15 protein-coding genes are annotated in these 18,019 nt (G+C 68.4%); all 15 read right to left on the bottom strand.

From position 1 onward, the window contains the following. Nucleotides 1-14: 14 nt before the first annotated feature. Nucleotides 15-1,379: an MFS transporter gene (locus tag ACIBH2_RS22185; RefSeq protein ID WP_397120219.1), complete on the bottom strand. Its 1,365-nt coding sequence runs from the start codon at nucleotides 1,377-1,379 to the stop codon at nucleotides 15-17. A gap of 248 nt (nucleotides 1,380-1,627) precedes the next feature. Next, nucleotides 1,628-4,801: an isoleucine--tRNA ligase gene (gene ileS / locus ACIBH2_RS22180; RefSeq protein WP_397120971.1), complete on the bottom strand. Its 3,174-nt coding sequence runs from the start codon at nucleotides 4,799-4,801 to the stop codon at nucleotides 1,628-1,630. 307 nt (nucleotides 4,802-5,108) lie between these two features. Further along, a complete protein-coding gene (locus tag ACIBH2_RS22175) occupies nucleotides 5,109-5,312 on the bottom strand; it encodes a hypothetical protein (RefSeq protein WP_397120217.1) in 204 nt (67 codons plus the stop codon). 90 nt (nucleotides 5,313-5,402) lie between these two features. After that, complete coding sequence (locus tag ACIBH2_RS22170; RefSeq protein WP_397120215.1) at nucleotides 5,403-6,224, bottom strand: DivIVA domain-containing protein; 822 nt, start codon at nucleotides 6,222-6,224, stop codon at nucleotides 5,403-5,405. Between the two features lie 83 nt (nucleotides 6,225-6,307). Beyond that, the gene (locus ACIBH2_RS22165; protein WP_067518664.1) at nucleotides 6,308-6,598 is read right to left on the bottom strand and encodes a YggT family protein; all 291 of its coding nucleotides are present in this window, start codon (nucleotides 6,596-6,598) and stop codon (nucleotides 6,308-6,310) included. Nucleotides 6,599-6,727: 129 nt separating this feature from the next. After that, nucleotides 6,728-7,513: a cell division protein SepF gene (locus tag ACIBH2_RS22160; protein ID WP_397120212.1), complete on the bottom strand. Its 786-nt coding sequence runs from the start codon at nucleotides 7,511-7,513 to the stop codon at nucleotides 6,728-6,730. A gap of 107 nt (nucleotides 7,514-7,620) precedes the next feature. Further along, nucleotides 7,621-8,397 (bottom strand): YggS family pyridoxal phosphate-dependent enzyme, encoded by a 777-nt coding sequence (locus ACIBH2_RS22155; protein WP_397120210.1) that lies wholly within the window; start codon nucleotides 8,395-8,397, stop codon nucleotides 7,621-7,623. Beyond that, a complete protein-coding gene (gene pgeF, locus ACIBH2_RS22150; protein WP_397120208.1) occupies nucleotides 8,394-9,134 on the bottom strand; it encodes a peptidoglycan editing factor PgeF in 741 nt (246 codons plus the stop codon). Before pgeF ends, ACIBH2_RS22155 begins: the two co-directional genes overlap by 4 nt. A gap of 107 nt (nucleotides 9,135-9,241) precedes the next feature. Next, nucleotides 9,242-9,814 (bottom strand): hypothetical protein, encoded by a 573-nt coding sequence (locus ACIBH2_RS22145; RefSeq protein ID WP_397120206.1) that lies wholly within the window; start codon nucleotides 9,812-9,814, stop codon nucleotides 9,242-9,244. A 161-nt stretch (nucleotides 9,815-9,975) separates the two neighbouring features. Continuing rightward, on the bottom strand, nucleotides 9,976-11,238 hold the full coding sequence (gene ftsZ / locus ACIBH2_RS22140; protein WP_397120204.1) for a cell division protein FtsZ: 1,263 nt from the start codon (nucleotides 11,236-11,238) through the stop codon (nucleotides 9,976-9,978). Between the two features lie 318 nt (nucleotides 11,239-11,556). After that, entirely contained in the window at nucleotides 11,557-12,369 is an 813-nt protein-coding gene (locus tag ACIBH2_RS22135; protein WP_397120202.1) for a cell division protein FtsQ/DivIB, read from the bottom strand. 6 nt (nucleotides 12,370-12,375) lie between these two features. After that, complete coding sequence (gene murC, locus ACIBH2_RS22130; RefSeq protein WP_397120200.1) at nucleotides 12,376-13,881, bottom strand: UDP-N-acetylmuramate--L-alanine ligase; 1,506 nt, start codon at nucleotides 13,879-13,881, stop codon at nucleotides 12,376-12,378. Further along, nucleotides 13,878-15,017 carry an undecaprenyldiphospho-muramoylpentapeptide beta-N-acetylglucosaminyltransferase gene (gene murG / locus ACIBH2_RS22125; protein ID WP_397120198.1) on the bottom strand — a complete coding sequence of 380 codons (1,140 nt, stop codon included), beginning with the start codon at nucleotides 15,015-15,017 and terminating at the stop codon, nucleotides 13,878-13,880. Before murG ends, murC begins: the two co-directional genes overlap by 4 nt. Further along, nucleotides 15,014-16,534 (bottom strand): putative lipid II flippase FtsW, encoded by a 1,521-nt coding sequence (gene ftsW / locus ACIBH2_RS22120; RefSeq protein WP_397120196.1) that lies wholly within the window; start codon nucleotides 16,532-16,534, stop codon nucleotides 15,014-15,016. The genes murG and ftsW overlap by 4 nt, the downstream gene beginning before the upstream one ends. Beyond that, on the bottom strand, nucleotides 16,531-17,967 hold the full coding sequence (gene murD, locus ACIBH2_RS22115) for a UDP-N-acetylmuramoyl-L-alanine--D-glutamate ligase (protein WP_397120969.1): 1,437 nt from the start codon (nucleotides 17,965-17,967) through the stop codon (nucleotides 16,531-16,533). Before murD ends, ftsW begins: the two co-directional genes overlap by 4 nt. Nucleotides 17,968-18,019: the final 52 nt, after the last annotated feature.

Raw genomic sequence — 18,019 nt, 5'->3', positions numbered from 1 at the left:
AGGTGGCCGCCCGATCACGGCTTCGTGATCGTCGCGGTCGCGCCGCCGATCACCGGCGGCGGCGTCGGCTTGGCGATGGCCGGAATCTCGTCGGTGATGGGCACGTCGGTGCCGCGCAGCGACGCGCCGACCGTCTCGCGCAGGAACCGCAGCGCGATCAGGCCGATCACACACGCGAAGACCATGTAGAACGCCGGGAACAGCGACCATCCGGTGGCCCGGATGACGGCGTCGTTCACCAGCGGCGCGGTACCACCGAAAATGGCGGTGGAGACGTTGTAACCGAGCGCGAAGCCCGCATAGCGGACATGGGTCGGGAAGATGGCCGGGAAGGTCGCGGTGATGGTCGAGAGCTGCGGAATGTAGAACAGCCCCAGCACCACGAAGCCGAGGACGGCCCAGCCGGTGCCCTGGCCCATCAGCATGTACATCGGAATGGCCAGAATGCCCAGGCCGATGAGCGAGAACAGCCACATGGGACGCCGTCCGACGCTGTCGGAGAGGCGGCCGAAGAACGGCAGCGCCAGCATCATGATGACCTGGCCGATGAGCATCATGGTGGTAGTCGTGGATTCCCCGACGCCGATGGTGTCCTGCAGATAGGTGGGCTGATAGGTGAGCAGCGTGTAGTTCACGATATTGAGCGCGACCACCAGACCGCCCAGGGTGAGCAGCTCCCGCTTGTACTCGGTGACCAGCACCCGCAGGCCGGTCTTGGGGTGTTCCTGCTCCTGCACCTCGGTGAAGACCGCGGACTCCTCGAGCCGCGAGCGCAGGTACCAGCCGATCAGGCCCAGCGGCACGGCCATCAGGAACGGAATACGCCAGCCCCACTCGTGCATGGCGTCCGAGCCCAGCGCCAGCTGACAGGCCAGCACCACGGCCGAACCGCCGACGAAACCGCCGAGCGTGCCGAATTCCAGGAAGCTGCCCAGGAAGCCGCGGCGGCGGTCGTTGCAGGATTCCGCGAGATAGGTTGCGGCGCCGCCGTATTCACCGCCGGTGGAGAAGCCCTGCACGACGCGCAGCAGGATCAGCATGATGGGCGCGAACACACCCGCGGTGGCGTGGCTCGGCAGCAGGCCGATGGCGCCGGTCGCGGCGGCCATGAGCAGGATGGTGGTGGCGAGGACGGCCTTGCGGCCGATGCGGTCGCCGAGGGGTCCCCACACCATGCCGCCCAGCGGGCGCAGCACGAAGGAGACGGCGAAGCCCAGCATGGTGCCGAGCGTGCCCAGCTCGCCCGGGAAGAAGGCGGCGGTGATGTAGGTGGCCGCTGCCGCGTACACGCCGTAGTCGAACCACTCGGTAGCGTTGCCCATGGCCGCTGCGGCCACCGAACGGGTCTGTTGTCCGGATTTCGGGTCGCGGCTCGTCATGCGCGCCTCTCTTCCCTATCGCTATATCGGTCGTGCGCGCGGAGCTTTACTGCACACACGAAAATATTGCGTACCCAGGAAGCGGATCCAGCAAACATCGATGCTTGCGGACAGCCCCCGAATCTGCGCGGGCTACCTGCGCATACAAGGTCATTGTGACATGGATCGCATGGCGCGAATGCGACGGGCGAACAAATGAGAAACGTCCGGGGCGGATATCCCGCCCCGGACGTGTGCTCCGACTTGTCTCAGGCTTTGCCGACCGCTACTCGCACGCCGCCGACAATCTCATTGGCGTCCGCGCCCGCGGCACCGAAAGTCAGTGTGGTGGCGAGGATTTCACCGGCGATCAGATCGCGGTGCGTTCGCGCCCACGCCTGCCGTTCGGCGGGCACTTCCAACACCACGGTGATGCGGTCGGAAACGTCGAGCCCCTTGGCCTTTCGCGTTTCCTGCAGATCGCGAATGAGATCGCGCGCCCAGCCCTCGGCCTCGAGTTCCTCGGTGACCTCCGAATTCAGCACCACCAGACCGGCATTGCCGGGCAGCGCGGCGGTGGAGTCGGGTTCGGCGGCGACCAACCGCTGGGTGTACTCCTCGGGCAGCAGGGTGATACCCGCCGCGCTGACCACACCCTCGGCCGATTCGGACCACTGTCCGGCCTTCACCGCCTTGATGACCGTCTGCACCTCCTTGCCGAGGCGCGGACCCGCGGCGCGGGCGTTGACGACCAGTTCGAAGCGGCCGTGCGCGGCCACATCGGTGGTGAGGTCGACCTTCTTGACATTCACCTCGTCGGCGATGAGGTCGGTGAACGGCGCGAGCCGCTCGGCGTCCTCGGCGGCCACGGTGACCTCCGACAGCGGCAGGCGCACCCGCAGGTTCTGGGCCTTGCGCAGGCTCAGCACCGTGGAGCAGACCGAGCGCACCTCGTCCATGGCGGCGACCAGCTCCGGATCCTGGGGCAGGTCGGCCGCGGCGGGCCAGTCGGCCAGGTGCACCGAGCGCTCGCCGGTGAGCCCGCGCCAGATCACCTCGGTGACCAGCGGCAGCAGCGGGGCCGCGAGCCGGGTGGTCACCTCCAGCACGGTGTGCAGGGTGTCGATGGCGTCGCGGTCCTCCTCCCAGAAGCGCGAACGCGACCGGCGCACATACCAATTGGTGAGCGCGTCGGCGAAGGAGCGCAGTTCGTCACAGGCCCCGGCGATGTCGTAGACCTCGAGCGCCTCGGTCATGGCGTCGCGGGTGCGCGCCAGTTTGGCGAGGATGTAGCGGTCCAGCACATGCTGCGAATCCGTGCGCCAGGTACCGGGTTTCGAGGCGTAGAGCTGCAGGAAGGTCCACGCGTTCCACAGCGGGCGCAGCGCGTGGCTGACGCCTTCGCGGATACCGCGCTCGGTGACGATGAGATTGCCGCCGCGCAGGATGGGCGAGGCCATCAGGAACCAGCGCATGGCATCGGAGCCGTCGCGGTCGAAGACCTCGTTGACATTCGGGTAGTTGCCCTTGGACTTGGACATCTTCAGCCCGTCGTCACCGAGCACGATGCCGTGCGCGGCAACGGTTTTGAAGGCCGGGCGGTCGAAGAGCGCGGTGGCCAGCACGTGCAGGGTGTAGAACCACCCGCGGGTCTGACCGTTGTACTCGACGATGAAATCGCCCGGGTTGTGGCCCGCTTCGGTGGCGGTGCCGTCGAACCAGTCCTTGTTCTCGAACGGGTAGTGCACCTGCGCGAAGGGCATGGAACCCGATTCGAACCAGCAGTCGAGCACCTCGGGGGTGCGCCGCATCATCGACTTCCCGGTCGGGTCATCGGGATTCGGGCGCACCAGGTCGTCGATCATGGGCCGGTGCAGGTCGTCGGGGCGCACGCCGAAGTCGCGCTCGAGCTCGTCGAGCGAGCCGTAGACGTCCACGCGCGGGTAGGCCGGATCGTCGGAGACCCACACCGGGATCGGCGAGCCCCAGTAGCGGTTGCGGCTGATGTTCCAGTCGCGCGCGCCCTCGAGCCACTTGCCGAACTGGCCGTCGCGGATGTGCTCGGGCACCCAGGTGATCTCCTGGTTGAGCTCCACCATGCGGTCGCGGAACTTGGTGACGGCCACGAACCAGGACGGCACCGCCATGTAGATCAGCGGCTGGCCGGAGCGCCAGCTGTGCGGGTAGGAGTGCTCGATGGTCTCGTGCCGCAACAGCTTTCCGGCGGCCTTGAGGTCCTTGATGATGACCGGGTTGGCGTCGAAGACCATCAGGCCCTCGTACGGCGGCACCATGGAGGTGAACTTGCCGCCCGCGTCCAGGGGCTGGACGAGTTCGATCCCGGCCGCCGAGGCGACATCCATATCCTCTTCACCGAAGGCGGGGGCGAGATGCACGATGCCGGTGCCGGAGTCGGTGGTCACGTAGTCGGCGGCGAGCACGCGGTGCGCGTTCGGGTGGCCGACGAAGAAGTCGAACGGCGGCGCGTAGCGCAGGTCCACCAGGGCCGCGCCCGCATGCTCGGAGAGCACCTCGAAGCCGTCGGCCTCCTCGCCCAGTTCGCGCGCGTAGTGCGAGACCCGTTCGGCGGCAAGCAGGTACCGCTTGCCGTCCTTGGCCTTGACGTGGTGATAGGTCACGTCGGGGTGCACGGCGATGGCGAGGTTGGACGGCAGCGTCCAGGGCGTGGTGGTCCAGATGAGCGCGTTCGCGCCGTCGAGTTCGCGCAGCGGGTGGTCGGCCGGGACCGACAGCGCCATATCGACGGTGACCGCCGGGTCCTGGCGCATTTTGTAGGCGTCGTCGAGTCGCGTTTCCTGATTCGACAGCGGAGTCTGCTCGTACCAGCTGTAGGGCAGAACGCGGAAGCCCTGATAGATCAATCCCTTGTCGTACAACGACTTGAACGCCCACATGACCGACTCCATGAAGTCGAGGTCGAGGGTTTTGTAGTCGTTGTCGAAGTCGACCCACCGCGCCTGCCGGGTGACATAGTTGCGCCACTCGCCGGTGTAGCGAAGAACCGAAGACTTGCACGCGGCATTGAATTCCGCCAAGCCCATGGCATCGATCTGTGATTTGTCCGTGATACCGAGCTGCTTCTCCGCTTCGATTTCCGCGGGCAGACCGTGAGTGTCCCAACCAAATCGTCGTTCGACCTTCTTCCCACGCATGGTTTGAAAGCGCGGGATCAAATCCTTGACATATCCGGTCAGCAGATGTCCGTAATGCGGCAAACCATTGGCGAACGGCGGACCGTCGTAGAAGACGAATTCGGCTGCATCGGAACGGTTCTCGATGCTGGCACGGAAGGTGTCATCGGCGGCCCAGTACTCCAGGACGCGCTGTTCCAGGTCCGGGAAGGACACCTGGCCGCTGGTCTGCGCCAGCTCGACGCGGGGGTACGCGTTTCGGTTGGCTGTGCTGTGCGCCTCGTCCGCCATCGCGGGCTCCGTCTCCTCGTGCCATCTCACAGTGGGCACGGGGACGACGGGAGCGCCTGTGCGCTCTCACCGCGGTACCACCCCGCTTGTCCGGACCCCTCGACCGAGGAGTGCCCGAACCTCTCGTTACGAGCTGTGACGGGCTCACCCGTTCGGTTCTACTGAGCGCCTCGCGGTAGCGAATCGCCGTTCTTCCGAAGGCTCCCCGGTGATTGCCGGATCTACGCCGTACTGCTGTATCCAGTCTAGCGAGCGCGGTCCAGCGGATATTCCGCGGACCCGCGCTCCTGATCGGTCCTGCGCACGCTCAGTGTTTGGCGTGCTTGCCGCCGGGTCTCGTCTGCGTCTCGTCATCGTCCTCGCGCATGGCCAGCGCGCTGATCAGCAGCAGCACCGCGCCGATCACGCAGACCGCGATGCAGGCCCACGCCCAGATCACCGAACCGGTGGTCAGGGCGGTCACCAGCAGGGCGAAACCGATTGCCGCGAGGCCGAGTGTCGCAACGAGCACGGGCACCACCCCCTCGTGTGGACGAAACCGCCGAACCGGTGGTGGCGCTGCGCTGCGGGCACAGCGCCGGGGAGCGTCGTCTGGGCGGCTTTACTTGCCGCCCTTGAGCAGTGCGCCGTTCCCGGACGCGCCCTCGCCGAATTCGCCACCATCGACCGGTACCGCGGAACCCCGGTTCTCCAGCTCCTCGAGCTGCGACTCCAGGTACGACTTGAGCCGCACGCGGTATTCGCGCTCGAAGGTCTTGAGCTGTTCGATCCGGCTCTCCAGCACACTGCGCTGCTGGGTGATGGTGGCCATGATCTCGGTGTGCTTGCGCTCGGCGTCGGCCTGCAGGCCATCGGCCTTCTCCTTGGCCTGACGCAGCTGGTTGTCCGAACGGGTCTGGGCGTCGGACAGCATGGCCTCGGCCTTCTGGCGGGCGTCGCCGACCATGGCCTCGGAGCGGGTGCGCGCATCGCTGACCAGTCGCTCGGAATTGGCTCTGGCGTTGGCCAGCAGCTGCTCGGCCTCGGTCTTGGCATCGGAGGTGAGGCGGTCGGCCATCTCCTGCGCGAGCGAAAGCACCTTGGCCGCTTGCAGATTCGCGTCCGCGGAGGGGGCGTCCTTGGCGGTGGGCGGTGCGGCGACCGGCATGGGAGCGGGCTGCGGGGCCGGGGCGGGCTTGGGCGGCTCCGGCGGCGGGGCCTGCTTCACCGCGGCGACCGGACCGCGATTCTTCTTGGCATCGGCGAGTTCCGCATCGAGTTCGGCGACCCGCTGGCGCAGATCGGCGTTCTCTTCGATGAGGCGTGAGAGCTCCTGCTCGACCAGGTCGAGGAAGGCATCGACTTCATCCTCGTTGTAGCCGCGCTTCCCGATCGGTGGTTTGCTGAACGCGACGTTATGAACATCGGCTGGGGTCAGCGGCATGGACGGATCCCTTCACGCTTCGTACGGAGATCTAGCACTAGATCAGACAAGCTTTCTTCTCGGCCCATTCTGTCACATCTCAGCTACGCGGTGCCTTGGCTGCCCGCGTAAGACATGAGGATGAAGACGATGAAAAGCAGGACCATAATCGACAGGTCGAGGCGAATTCCCCCAAGATTCACAGGCGGTATCAAACGCCTCAGCAGTTTCACCGGAGGATCCGTGATCGTGAAGATCACCTCCAAGATGATGACCACGAAGCCGGTGGGCTTCCAGTCCCGCGCGAAGGCGCGAATGAACTCTACGATCACTCTGCTGATGAGCAACAGCCAGAAGAGGAACAGAAGTAGGTACAACACCTGGAACAGGGCCACGCGTTCACTCTGCCTGAAAAACGGTGTCCTGCAAAATATGCGCGCCGGTCAGATGAGCGCGCCTTCCCCCCGGTCGACGGCCTGCGGCCGTGGGGTGCGGCAGTATAGCCGCACCCGTCTTATCGCGCTCTATTTCTGGTTGTAGAAACCGGTTTCGGCGATACGGCGACGTTCTTCCGCCGATACGTCGACATCGGCCGGTGAGAGCAGGAACACCTTGGTCGCCACCTTGTCGAAGGAGCCACGCAGGGCGAAGGCCAGACCGGCCGCGAAATCGACCAGGCGGCGGGCGTCGGAGTTGCTCATCTCGACCAGGTCCATGATCACCGGGGTGCCGTCGCGGAAACGCTCACCGATGATCGCGGCCTCGGCGTAGGTGCTGGGGCGCAGCGTCGTGATCTTGGACAAGGTGCTGCCTTCCTCGAAGAGCCCCGACCGGCGCGCGGGCGCGGTCTCGATCCGGCGCTCCTCCATCCGCAGCTCTTCCATGCGCCGCTCGGCTTCCGGATCCACCGCCAGCGCACCGCGAGTCGTGCCGCGCACCATGGGCGCGCTGCCGCCCATGCTGCGGGTCCGGCTGGACGGGGCGGTATCGATGCGGGTGGGACGGCGCGCGGGCTCGTAGCGGTCGTCCGCGTAGCTGTCGGCGTAGTCGTCGCGCCGCGCCACGCTGTACCCCGGCTGATACGGCGGCTTGTACGCGGGCTCCGGCGCGTAGCCGGGCTCGTCGTCGTAGCGGTCGTCGCCGTACCGGTCGTACTCGCGCTCGTATTCGCGCGGACGAGGCCGACGAGGGCCGCGTTCGTCGACGTTGCTCCGGAGTGGACCCGCCCCGCGGTCGTCGACGTAGTCGTCTTCGTAATCCTCGAGCGGAACCATGCCGAAGTACGCCTTGAACTTGTGCAGCGTGCTCATCTGGTCGACCTTCCTTCGGCCCCGGTTGGCCTGGGGTGTTGAAGTCCTGCTCAGTCCTCGTCCGTCACCAAGCATATGTTTCAAATGTGACTGATGAGGTTTCTTTGCTAAGGCGAGGTTATCGGTCGCGCGCCCATCAACGCGGTACCGACACGCACGCACGTCGATCCGTGGCGGATCGCGGCCTCCAAATCGTTTGACATACCCGCCGACAGCTCGCTGGCCTGGGGATGTTCGGTCAGAATTCGTTCGTGTAGCCGCGCGAGTCGGGCGAATTCCGGCTCCGGATCGGCACCCAGCGGCGGGATGGCCATCAGGCCTCCTAGCTGCAACGATGCACTGGACGCAACGGCGTCGGCGAGGGCCGGGAGATCATCGGGGGTGACGCCGCCGCGGGTGGGGTCGGCGTCGAGGCTCACTTGCAGCAGCACGCGCAACGGCGTGCCGCGCTCCCCCGCCTCGAGGGCGGCGGTCACGGCGGTGTCGAGAGCGGCCGCCAACCTGTCCGAATCGACCGAATAGACGGTATTTGCCCAGCGTGCAACGTGTTTCGCTTTATTGCGCTGGAGACGGCCGATGAACTCCCAGCGCACATGCGTCAGATGGCTCAGTTGCGCCACCTTCGCACTGGCCTCCTGTTCGCGCGATTCGCCGAATTCACGGCGGCCGAGTCCATAGAGGATCTCGATATCCGAGGCCGGGTGGAACTTGGTGACCGGGAGCAAGCGTACCGAGTCGGTGGATCGCCCCGACGCCCGGCAGGCTGCGTCGATGCGATCGAGCAGTGCGGTGAGGTTCGCGGATAGCTCCGCGGCGCGCGCCGTGACGCGGGTCTCCTCGGTGCTCGCGGGATTCGTTGCGGCGGTGGGTGTTTCGGAGGTCATGCGTCCGCTTCCGTCGATGACATCCAAATCACACCGGCGATTCGGCCGGTCGGCGCGCCGCGGCGGTGCGAGAAGAGGGTCTTGTCCTCGATGGTGCAGCGCGGATCCACCGCGACCGCGCCGACGCCCGCGGCCTCGAGCTGGCGGCGGATACCCGCGCGCAGGTCCAGGCCAGGGGTGCCCTTGACGGTGGTGGTCGCGCTGCCCGGCAGATGCGCCTCGACATCGGCGCGCATGGTGGCGGGCACCTCGTACTGCCGACCGCTGGCGGCCGGGCCGAGGAACGCGCCGATGCGCGCGGGCTCGGCGCCGAGGGCGACCATGGCCTCGAGCACGCGCGGGACGATGCCGATGCGCGCGCCGATGCGGCCCGCGTGCACCGCGGCGATCACCCCGGCCTCGTCATCGGAGAGCAGGATCGGCACGCAGTCGGCGGTGAGCACCACCAGCGCCAGATCGCGTTCGGTGGTGACCAGCGCGTCGGTGGCGGGCACCGGTTCGGTGCGCGGCCCGTCCACGACCTCCACATTGCGCCCGTGGATCTGCTCCATCCAGATCAGCCGCCGCGGCGGCAGCCCGATACTGTCCGCGAGCCGTAACCGGTTGCGCCGCACCGCCTCCGGATCGTCCCCGACGTGATCTCCCAGATTGAAGGTGTCGTAGGGCGCTTGCGAGAACCCGCCCGCCCGCGTCGTCGTCACTCGCCGAGTACGCAGTACCGGTGCAGCAGAAGTCATGTCTCCGAGGGTAGTAGCCACCACCGGGCAATCCCGCCTCCACCGCAGGTGGGCGTCGGGTCGGGTGACGAACGGCTCAGCCGGTGCCGGAGGTGGTGGCGTCCGGGTCAGCGGGCGGAGCCGCTGGCCGAGCCGGAGGAGCCCGAGGAGCTACCCGCCGAACCGCTCGCGGAGCCGGTGCCGCCGCCGCTGTTTCCGGTGGCGACGACGCTGAAGTCGCCGCACCAGCCGCCGGGGCCGCCGGTGGCCTGGCAGGCCAGGTACACGGTGTCGCCGGTGGCGGTGAAGGTCTGGGTGACGGTGGTGGGCGCGGGGTCGGTGACCGTGCGGCTCAAGTAGGCGACGCTGGTGGCAGAGTCCAGGGCCAGGGCCATGACGCCGCCGCCGGGGGCCGCGCCGACGCGCAGGGAGACGGTGTACTCCGAGCCCTTGGTGACCGGAACGTCCTGGCCCACATAGCCGCTGTCGTGCACGGTGGCATTGCCGCCATTGGCCTCGGCGTTGTAGACGTGGCCCTCCCAGCCCTGCAGGCCACCGGCGAAGTTGCCGTTCACGACCAGATTCTCCGCGGCCACGAGCTCGACGCCGGGCGACGCGTGGGCAACTGCGGCCGCACCGAGACTTCCGATCGCGGCAACCGCCATCACACAGCGCGAAGTGCGCCCCACCGACCTACCCATGACCATCCTCCTGGTGGCGCTACCCGCGCCGACTCAATAACCGCAACTTTCTGGCAACCTATCGACGGGCCACGGTAGCAGGCCGTGGGTCAGGGAGTGCGCGGCCACGAACGACGACGCACCGGCCACCCGAGGGTGGCCGGTGCGTCGAGGGGGTCGGTTCAGCGGCGCATGAAGGAGGGGACGTCGACATCGTCGTCGTCCGCGTCCGGCGGCTGAATGTGCGAGCGGTTGTTGTGCGCCACGGTCGGATCGACCGAGGGCCGGGGCGAGCCGTAGGAGGGGGCCGGGCCGCGCGAGACCGGGACCTCGGGGGCCGGTGCGGGTTCCCGGACGGGCTCGCGGACCGGGTCCGGTGTGCGCGAGGAGTATTCGCTGCCGCGCGACGGGGCCGGGGCGATCCCGCCCGCGCTGGCGGTGCCGATGGTGGAGGTGGTCGACCGGGTGGTGATGCCCGTCTCGATGCGCCGCGCCGGACCGCTGCCGTCGAAGCCCGCGGCGATCACCGTGACGCGCACCTCGTCGCCGAGGGAGTCGTCGATGACCGTTCCGAAGATGATGTTGGCCTCGATGTGGGCGGCCTCCTGAACCAGCGAGGCGGCCTCGTTGATCTCGAACAGGCCGAGGTCCGAGCCGCCCGCGATGGAGAGCAGCACGCCGTGCGCGCCGTCCATGGAGGCCTCCAGCAGCGGCGAATTGATCGCGGCCTCAGCGGCTTTCACCGACCGGCCCTCACCGCGCGAGGAGCCGATACCCATGAGCGCGCTGCCCGCACCCGACATGACGGACTTGACGTCCGCGAAGTCGACGTTGATCAGACCCGGGGTGGTGATCAGGTCGGTGATGCCCTGCACACCGTTGAGCAGCACCTCGTCGGCCGAGCGGAAGGCGTCCATGAGGCTCACCGCCGCGTCGCCGAGCTGGAGCAGTCGGTCGTTGGGGATGACGATGAGGGTGTCGCAGGATTCGCGCAGCGACTGGATACCCGCCTCGGCCTGATTGCTGCGGCGCTTGCCCTCGAAGGAGAACGGCCGCGTCACCACGCCGATGGTCAGCGCGCCGAGCTTGCGGGCGATGCTGGCCACCACCGGCGCGCCGCCGGTACCGGTGCCGCCGCCCTCACCGGCGGTCACGAAGACCATATCGGCGCCCTTGAGCACCTCTTCGATCTCGTCCTTGTGATCCTCGGCCGCCTTGCGGCCCACTTCGGGGTCGGCCCCCGCGCCTAGCCCGCGGGTGAGTTCGCGGCCGACGTCGAGCTTGACGTCCGCGTCACTCATCAGCAGCGCCTGCGCGTCGGTGTTGACCGCGATGAACTCGACTCCCTTGAGTCCCTGTTCGATCATTCGGTTGACGGCGTTCACGCCGCCGCCGCCGATACCGACGACCTTGATCACTGCAAGGTAGTTGTGCGGGGGCGTCATGGACTCTCGCCTTCCTTCGATCCAACAAGCTTGGTGTCTTCGGATGCTCGCCGTAAGCCAGCACCTGAATGGTCTCGGTCCTATAAACCCTCAACCATAGGTTTAGCGTTATGTCAAGTATCCGACTGTTGCGGAACGCTATTCGCAGCCACCGCGTTACGCGCGCAGGCGCGCCGAAACGAGATTCAGAATCTTGTGTGATTCAGCTCGTGCGACCCGCCTCGCATCGTATCGTGGACGGTTGCTCTCCGGTGCCGTATGACAGCCGGAAGCGTTCCGGGAGACCGCCGAAAATTTCGGTGGCCCAAAGGGTATCGCTCACTTTACCGTGACCAGGTTGGGACTCGAAATGTCGAATACCTCGCCGGGCTGACCGAGCAGTGGAACGACGACCGCCGCTTTGCGTTCGGAATCGGTCGCACCGCCCCACAGCACGGTCTTGCCGTCCCGCAATTCGAGTCGGATGTCCGAAACCGAGCGGGCCGCAATCTGTCCCACCTCGAGCCGCAACGCGGGCGGGACGGCGGCCATGACGGTGACGGCGGCGCGGGTGACGGCGTCGTAGCCACCCGGATGCTCGGTCACCAATTTCGGCACTCCGATCGGCGCGGGCTCGATGGCGAATTCCACACTGTCGGAATCGATCAGGTGCGCGCCGTCGGGCGCTTCGAAATAGAGCACCGGGGTGCGTTCCTCGACGGTGACCCGCACCGTGGACGGAAAGACGCGCTGCACCCGCACCGAACGCGCCTTGGGGAGCTCGGAGACGCGCTGTGCCATGGCGTCGGTGTCGAGCCGCAGCATGGACCGGCCCTCGGGTACCCGCAGCGCTTCCTGGACCTGCTGGTCGGTAATGGCCGAAATGCCCTCGACCTCGACGGTACGCACCGACAGCAGGGGCGAGAAGTAGGCCACCAACGCGACGGCCAGCGCGACGACCACGCCCGCGGCCACCCCGATGCGCACCCGCCGGGATTCGAGGGCGCGCGTCCACGCCGAGTCCCGACGCCCGCGCCGCAGCCGGGCCCGACGCGCGCCCGCGCCCTCGGTCACCGCCTCGCCGTCAGCGTGGGTGTCGTCGTAATCCTCGGTCGGATCGTCGGTTTCGGTCTCGGCTCCCCCGCGGCGCACGCGCGCTCACCGCCCGTGCGAGGGCCGGGCCCGCAGCCCGTCGAGGATCTGGCTGCCGAGCATGGTGACATCGCCCGCGCCCATGGTGATCACGACATCGCCGGGCCGGGCCAACGCCGCCACCTGGCGACCGACACGCGACATATCCGGCTGATAGTGCACGGGTTTGGTGACCGCCTGGGCCACCAGGGCGCCGTTGACGCCGGGCAGCGGCTCCTCGCGCGCGCCGTAGACGTCGAGCACCACCACCTCGTCGGCGAGATCGAGGGCGGCCCCGAACTCGGTCGCGAAAGTGGCGGTGCGGCTGTACAAGTGCGGTTGGAACACCACGATCACCCGGCCCTGGCGCGAGCGCGCGCCGTCGCGCGCCTCCTGCGCCACGAGTTCGGCGGCCGCGCCGAGCACGGCCCGCACCTCGGTGGGATGGTGGGCGTAGTCGTCGAAGACGCGCACGCCGTTCTCCCGGCCCGCGAGCTGGAAGCGCCGGTGTACGCCGCCGAAACCCTCCAGCCCCTGGATGATTTCGCCGATATCGGCGCCCCCGGCTTGGGCGGCCAGCAGCGCGCCGAGGGCGTTGAGGGCCATATGGCGGCCGGGGACCGACAGCCGCAGCGTGCGCGGGGCGGGTTCGTCGGTGAGCTGGAAGACCGCGACACCGCCGACATCGCGCGGTTCGAAGGAGAGCAGCCGCGCGCCCATGGGCACCTCGGTGGCGCTGTCGCCGGAGCCGTACCCGATCACCTGGATGCCGCGCTCGTCGTCGGCGAAGCGCGCCACGGTGCGCTCGGCGAGCGCCCGCGAGCCCGGATCGTCCAGGCACACCACGAGTTTCCCGCCCGGGACGAGACGGTCGGCGAAGTCGTCGAAGACCTGGACGTAGGCCTCGTCGGAACCGAAGTAGTCCAGGTGGTCGGATTCGATATTGGTGACCACCGCGACGTCGGGCGCGTACTGCAGCAGCGAGCCGTCGCTCTCGTCGGCCTCGGCCACGAAGATGCCGCCGGTGCCGTGATGGGCATTGGTTCCGGCCTCGTTGAGCTCACCGCCGACGGCGAAGGACGGATCGAATCCGCAGTGCTGCAACGCCACCACGAGCATGGAGGTGGTGGAGGTCTTGCCGTGCGTGCCGGAGACCAACAGGGTGCGGTGCCCCTGCATGAGCGAGGCCAGCACGGTGGGGCGCAGCAGTACGGGGATGCCGCGCCGATTCGCCTCCACCAGTTCCGGATTGGTCTTGGGGATGGCCGCGTAGGTGGTGACGACGGCGGTCGGGCCGCCGGGTAGCAGGTCCAGCGCACTGGCGTCGTGCCCGATGCGCACCTGCGCGCCGCGCGCCCGCAGCGCGAGCACGCCGCGGCTCTCCTTGGCGTCGGACCCGGAGACGAGTCCGCCGCGCGAGAGCAGAATCCGCGCGATACCGGACATGCCCGCACCGCCGATGCCGATCATGTGCACCCGGTGCAGTTCCTCGGGGAGGTCGGCCTGCTGTGCTACCGCCGCTTCTTCCGTCATCGACCCGCCACCTCCAGCACGATGCGCGCCACTTCGTCGGCGGCGTCGCGGTGTCCGGCATTCGCCGCCGCGCGTCCCATTGCCGTCAGCCGATCGGAATCCATGAGCAGCGGTATCACCTCGTCGATCACGTATTTCGGAGTCAGCTCCGCGTCCGCGACGATTCTGCCACCACCGGCGAAGACCACCGGCCGGGCATTGAGTTCCTGTTCACCATTGCCGTGCGGCAGCGGAACGTAGAAGGCGGGCAGGCCCACGGCCGACACCTCGGCGACGGTCATGGCCCCCGAGCGGCAGACCACCGCGTCGGCGGCGGCGTAGGCCAGGTCCATGCGCGAGAGGTAGGGCACGGCAACGTATTTCGCGCCGGTCTCGGCGTCGGCGTCGGGCAGGCCGTCGAGGGTGTTCTTGGGGCCGTGCGCGTGCAGCACCGAGATCCCGGCGGCGATGAGCTGCTGGGCGGCACCCGACACGCCCTCGTTGAGCGTGCGCGCGCCCTGCGAGCCGCCGAACACCAGCAGGACCGGTCCGTCGGCGGGCAGCCCGAATTCCTCGCGCGCCGCCGCCCGCAGCGCCGCCCGGTCGAGCCCGGAGATACTGCCGCGCACCGGAATACCGACGACTTCGGCATCGGCGCGACCGCGCGCCGCCACACCCGAATGGGGTACGGCCGCGAGCACCCGCGCGGCCAGCCGCGCACCCACCTTGTTGGCGATGCCCGCCATGGCATTGGCCTCGTGCACCACCACCGGCACCGCGCGGCGGCGGCGCAGCACACCCCGGCCCGCGGCCAGATACGCGGGCAGCGCCACGTAGCCGCCCACGCCGAACACGACATCCGCCTCGACCGCGTCGATGATCGCGCGGGTGCGCCGGACCGAGGCCCGAACACGGCCCGGCAGTTTCACCAGATCCATGGTGGGCTTGCGCGGCAGCGGTACCGGCGGAATGAGCTCCAGCGGATACCCGCGTTCGGGCACCAGGCGTGTCTCGAGTCCGCGCTGGGTGCCGAGCGCGGTCACCCGAATCGTCGGGTCGATGCGCCGCAGCGCGTCGGCCACGGCCAGCGCGGGTTCGACATGTCCCGCGGTGCCACCGCCCGCCACGATCACCGAGAGCGGCCGCTCCCCTGTCACCTCGAATTTCCCCGTTCTCTCGCATGGTTCATCGGATAGCTGGGCTCCCAGGCCCGGGTGCTGCGCCAGGATTCGGTGGAGGCCGATCGTCGACGCGACGAATCCGAATCTATCGACCGATGCCGCTGCGCGCCGCCCGGACCGCCCGGCGGCAGGCCGCGCCGCTGTTTGGCGGGGGCCTTGGCGGCCTTCTTGGCGGAGCGTTTGGCGGCGGCGCGGGCGCGAGCGGCCGAGGCGCGGCCGGGTGAGTAGATCTCCGGTTTGGGCAGTCGCAGCATGCGGCTGAAGCGCCCGTCCTGTCCGGCGTGCAGGGCGGCCACCGCCTCCGGTTCGTGTCGGGCGCAGTTGGCCACGATGCCGAACATGAGCAGGGTGATGGCCAGCGACGAGCCGCCCGCCGAGACGAGCGGCAGCTGCAGGCCGGTGACGGGCAGCAAACCCACGACATAGCCGATATTGATCAGGGCCTGCCCGGTGATCCAGGTGGTGGCGGTGGCGGCGACCAGGCGCAGGAACGGGTCCACCGAGCGCGCGGCGATGCGCAGGCCGGTGTAGGCGAAGAGCGCGAAAAGCCCGAGCACCAGCGCACATCCGAGGAATCCGAGCTCCTCGCCGATGATGGCGAAGATGAAATCGTTGTGCGCGTTGGGCAGATAGCTCCACTTGGCCCGGCTCTGGCCCAGCCCGCGGCCCCAGATCCCGCCGTCGGCAAGGGAATACAGCGCTTGGCGGGCCTGGTAGCCGATGCCCTGCGGATCGTCGCCGGGGTTGAAGAAGGCGCGCATGCGGTCGGAGCGGTAGCCCGCCGAGAGCGCCAGGATCGCGGCCGCAACACCGCCGGAGACGGCGATGGTGACGAACATGCGCAGCGGCAGGCCACCGAACCAGAGCAGCGCGGCCAGCACGATGCCGAGCGCGATGGTGGTGGAGAGATTGGGTTCGAGCACCACCAGGAAGCAGACCAGCAGACCGGCGGGCACCAGCGGCATGAGGATCTCCTTGTATCCCACATGCCCGTCGGCGTATTCGGCGCGGCGCGAGGCGAGCAGGTGCGCGCCCCAGACCACGAGGGTGATCTTCACGATCTCCGAGGGCTGCACCGAGACGAAGCCGAAGTCGAACCAGCGGCGCGAGCCCTGCACCTTGGTGCCGATGCCCGGGATGAGCACGAGCACCAGCATGACGACCGACAGCGCGAAGGCCGGGAACGACAGTCGCCGCAAGACCCGCAAGGGAATTCGCAGCGCGATGTAGAACACCACCGCGCCGAAGACGGCGAACACCGCCTGCTGGATGAACATCGAATACGCCGATCTACCACCGGCGTAGGCCTCCACGCTGGAGGCCGACAGCACCATGACGAGTCCGAGCACGGTGAGCAGCACCGCGATGGTGACGACGAGATGGAACGAGGCGAGCGGCCGCGCCAGCCATGCGCCGAACCATCCGGCCCGGGCCCGGCGCGCCGAGGCCGAACCGCTCGAGTCGGTTCGGCTCCGTCGCGCGGGGGCCGTCATTGCGGGCTCCCGATGTCCTTTTCGTCGAGGGCCGCCACCGCGGCGGCGAAACTGCGGCCGCGATGGGTGTAGTCGGTGAACATGTCGAGGGAGGCGGCGGCGGGTGCGAGCAGAACGGTGTCGCCGCGCCCGGCGAATCCGGCGGCGGCCCGAACCGCCAGGGCCATCACCGCGTCCGGTCCATTTTCGGAGGCGACCATCTGTGCATAGTCCCCCGAACCCAGCTCCACGACGGGGACGTCGGGGGCGTGTCGCGCCAGTGCGGCCGCGATCACGGCGGCGTCCTGGCCGAACAGGACGGCGGCGACGAGGTGTTCGCGGACCTCTTCGACGAGATCCTCCACGCCCGCGCCCTTGAGCTGACCGCCCGCCACCCAGATCACATTGGGGTGGGCCAGAATCGACGAGCGCGCGGCGTGCGGGTTGGTGGCCTTGGAGTCGTCGACGAATTCGACGCCCATCAGCTCGCGCACGAACGCGGCCCGGTGCGGGCCGACCTTGTGCTCCTGCAACCCTTCCTTCACGAATTGCGGTGCCACATCGATGGATCGGGTGAGCGCGGCGGCGGCGAGGGCGTCGGCCACCCCGGCCGGGCCCTGCGGGCTGATATCGCCCACCTCGGCGAGAATGGCGGCCTTGGTGAAGGCGCGGTCGAGCAGTTTGCCGTCCACGACGCCGAGTTCGCCGTCGGCGGGCACGCCGATGCGGAAGCCGACGGTGCGGCGCGCCTTGGACTTTCGCGCCAGCGCGGCGGCGACGGCGTCGTCCAGGCCGACCACGCCGACGCGCCCGGTGAGCGCGCGCGCCTTGGCGGCGGCGTAGGCGTCGAGCCCGCCGTGCCAATCCAGGTGATCCTCGGCCACATTCAGCACGACACCGGCCTCGGGTCGCACCGAGGGGGCCCAATGCAGTTGGAACGACGACAGTTCCACGGCCAGGATCTGCGGTCCCGGATTGCGCCGCAGCGCGTCCAGGATCGGGGTGCCGATATTGCCGCACGCCACGCTGGAGATTCCGGCGGCGCGCAGAATCGAGTGGGTCATATTGGTGGTGGTGGTCTTGCCGTTGGTGCCGGTGATCACCAGCCACTTGCGGACCGGGCCGTAGATGCGGGCCTGGTCCACCCACCACGCGAACTCCACATCGCCCCAGACGGGAATGCCGGAGGTCACGGCGGTGACCAAGACCGGCGAATCCGGCCGCCAGCCCGGGCTGGTGATCACCAGCGCGAACCGGTCAAGCGCGTCGGGCTCGAGGAGATCCTCGGCGGTGGCGGTCGCCAGACCGAGTTCGGCCGCTTCGGCCAACGCCTTCTGGCCGCCGTCGGTCACCACCGGGCGGGCGCCGATGTCCTGGAGCGGCTCGATGAGTGAGCGCCCCGAGACTCCCCAACCGGCGACGAGAACGTCACGGCCACGCAGGAATTCGAGCATGGGTCCCGGTGAACGGAGGACCCGCGGAGAATGTTCGACCATCGCCTCTGAC

Source organism: Nocardia sp. NPDC050406 (assembly GCF_044459025.1).
In the GTDB taxonomy this organism is placed as follows: domain Bacteria; phylum Actinomycetota; class Actinomycetes; order Mycobacteriales; family Mycobacteriaceae; genus Nocardia.
This window is presented reverse-complemented; position numbering and strand designations above follow the sequence as displayed.

What these genes read in the sequence shown, in the direction of transcription:
- ACIBH2_RS22185 (WP_397120219.1), bottom strand. Translation starts at nt 1,379, where the DNA reads ATGACGAGCCGCGACCCGAAATCCGGACAACAGACCCGTTCGGTGGCC.
- ileS (WP_397120971.1), bottom strand. Translation starts at nt 4,801, where the DNA reads ATGGCGGACGAGGCGCACAGCACAGCCAACCGAAACGCGTACCCCCGC.
- ACIBH2_RS22170 (WP_397120215.1), bottom strand. Translation starts at nt 6,224, where the DNA reads ATGCCGCTGACCCCAGCCGATGTTCATAACGTCGCGTTCAGCAAACCA.
- ACIBH2_RS22160 (WP_397120212.1), bottom strand. Translation starts at nt 7,513, where the DNA reads ATGAGCACGCTGCACAAGTTCAAGGCGTACTTCGGCATGGTTCCGCTC.
- ACIBH2_RS22155 (WP_397120210.1), bottom strand. Translation starts at nt 8,397, where the DNA reads ATGACCTCCGAAACACCCACCGCCGCAACGAATCCCGCGAGCACCGAG.
- pgeF (WP_397120208.1), bottom strand. Translation starts at nt 9,134, where the DNA reads ATGACTTCTGCTGCACCGGTACTGCGTACTCGGCGAGTGACGACGACG.
- ACIBH2_RS22145 (WP_397120206.1), bottom strand. Translation starts at nt 9,814, where the DNA reads ATGGGTAGGTCGGTGGGGCGCACTTCGCGCTGTGTGATGGCGGTTGCC.
- ftsZ (WP_397120204.1), bottom strand. Translation starts at nt 11,238, where the DNA reads ATGACGCCCCCGCACAACTACCTTGCAGTGATCAAGGTCGTCGGTATC.
- murC (WP_397120200.1), bottom strand. Translation starts at nt 13,881, where the DNA reads ATGACGGAAGAAGCGGCGGTAGCACAGCAGGCCGACCTCCCCGAGGAA.
- ftsW (WP_397120196.1), bottom strand. Translation starts at nt 16,534, where the DNA reads ATGACGGCCCCCGCGCGACGGAGCCGAACCGACTCGAGCGGTTCGGCC.
- murD (WP_397120969.1), bottom strand. Translation starts at nt 17,967, where the DNA reads ATGCTCGAATTCCTGCGTGGCCGTGACGTTCTCGTCGCCGGTTGGGGA.